The organism is Streptomyces sp. NPDC111656 (genome assembly GCF_055656965.1).
Map to the genome: position 1 here is coordinate 1 of NZ_JBVKCA010000076.1, position 2,059 is coordinate 2,059.

General features: G+C 69.0%; 2 protein-coding genes. One reads left to right on the forward strand and one right to left on the reverse strand.

Annotated features, from left to right (window positions below):
• A partial coding sequence (locus ACZ7M3_RS52785; RefSeq protein ID WP_472073978.1) for an IS110 family transposase occupies positions 1–602 on the reverse strand: 602 nt, incomplete at its 3' end.
• Positions 603–974: 372 nt separating this feature from the next.
• Here ACZ7M3_RS52785 and ACZ7M3_RS52790 point away from each other — a divergent pair.
• Positions 975–2,009, forward strand: coding sequence for an IS110 family RNA-guided transposase (locus ACZ7M3_RS52790; protein WP_472073979.1), 1,035 nt, complete (start codon positions 975–977; stop codon positions 2,007–2,009).
• Positions 2,010–2,059: the final 50 nt, after the last annotated feature.

A 2,059-nucleotide genomic window follows, 5' to 3' on the forward strand; every position in this document is an offset into this window, starting at 1 on the left:
TTGCGGCGTCCGGCTTTGCGCAGGGCGGCTGGAGATCCGTAGCGTTCCAGCAGCCAGGTCACGGCCTGATGGTCCAGGCGTGGGCCGAGGACGCGTTCCAGGCTGGGGTGGAACTGGGTGAGCAGGCCGCGTATCCGGTTGGAGGTGCGGGTGGCCTCGGCCGCGAGGTCCCGGTCGAAGCCGACCAGGACGGTCAGTTCGGCGGTGATCTCGTCGGTCACCTCCAGCGAGCGCAGGGTGTGCGGCATGGTGCGGGCTGCGTCCGCGATCACCGCGGCGTCCTTCGCGTCGGTCTTCGCCTCGCCCGGGTAGAGATCGGCGATCCGCCGCATGGACAGGCCGGGCAGGTAGGCGACCTTGCAGCCGGCGTCCCGGGCGACGGTCAGGGGCAGGGCGCCGATCGAGGCGGGCTGGTCCACGATCACCAGCACGGTGCCGAGCTTCGCGGCCAGCTTGTCGAAGACGGCCCGCAGCTTCGGCTCGCTGTTGGGCAGCTGCTTGTCGAAGACCTTCTTGCCGGCCGGGGTGAGCCCGTGTCCGTGGTGGGCGCTCTTGCCGACGTCCAGGCCGAGGAAGACGCCCACGTCGTCGATGTCGTACAACCCATCCTCCCGAGCGGGGTTCGTGCGGTGCTGGCCAGGGCGTTGGCGTCGTATGCGCGCATCCACGTTATGCAGACCTGCCGCCCGCGAACGGCCGGGCATTGCGCCTGGCCAGGCGGTAGTCGGACCTCTGACTTGTTGAATCGGACCCAGACGCGCGGTCTGCAGCCGTAGCGTCCAGGGTGCCGACCGGCATGGGCTCGCGTGACCTCATGCCGCCCCCAACTGGGGCTGGCTCATGATGAGTTTGCCGCCGCCGGTCGGCACCCGCGCGGTGTGGCTCGACAGAGGCGTGACTAATGGACGCTGAGGCTTCAAGTCAGAGTGCCCACCGCACCCGTCCCTTCCCGTTCAGACCTGGTCAGGGTGCACGTGATCACAATCGGTATCGACCCCCATAAGTCCTCCCACACCGCCGTCGCCGTCGATGCCGCCGGGCACCAGCTGGCCCAACGGCGCTTCGTCGTCAACGCCGGGACCGTCCGGCAGCTGATGCGCTGGTGCGAGAAGTGGCCCGAGCGTCGCTTCGCCGTCGAAGGCGCCAAAGGACTCGGACGTAGTCTCGCCCAGCAACTGGCCGCCGCCGGCGAACACGTGGTGGACGTGCCCTCCACTCTCTCCGCCCGAGCCCGGCTCCTGGCGACCGGCGGGGACCGCAAGACCGACGCGGCCGACGCCCTGCATGTCGCTCAGGTCGCACTCTTCCGGCAGGACTTGCGCACGGTCGAACCAGAGGACCAGTCGACGATCCTGCGGCTGCTGACCGAGCGGCACGACGACCTGGTCAACGAGCGCACCCGCATCATCAACCGGTTGCACGCAGTACTGCGGGACTTGTTGCCGGGCGGGGCTCCCACCCGCCTGTCTGCGGAGAAGGCCGCAGCCCTCATGAAGGGCATCCGTCCGGCCGTTGCCACCGACTGCTGCCGTCGTGATCTTGCCCGAGATCTTCTCGCCGACCTGCGACGCGTTGACCGGCAGGTTCGTGACAACGAGGCCCAGATGCGTGACGCTCTGGCGGCTGCCCGCACTGCGTTGACCACGCTGCCCGGACTGGGCACCGTGCTCGCGGCCAAGCTGCTCGGGCACGTGGGCGACGTCACGCGCTTCCCCAGCGAGCACCACTTCGCCAGCTACACAGGCACGGCACCCCTGGACGCCTCCAGCGGGAAGAACACCCGCCACCGCCTCAACACCGGAGGCAACCGGGCCCTGAACTCGGTGCTGCACATTGTCGCCATCTGCCAGATCCGCGACGGCGGCCGTGGGCAGGAGTACTACCTGCGCAAGATCGCCGAGGGCAAGACTCCGGCGGAGGCACGGCGGGCCCTAAAACGGCGCCTATCGAACGTGGTCTATCGCACTCTCAAACGCGACCGCCACACGGCCCTCGCTGAGGCCGCTTGACACACAGAGGCACTCATCAGCGTCTCCAACGGCGCCTCTCGGGCCCGGTG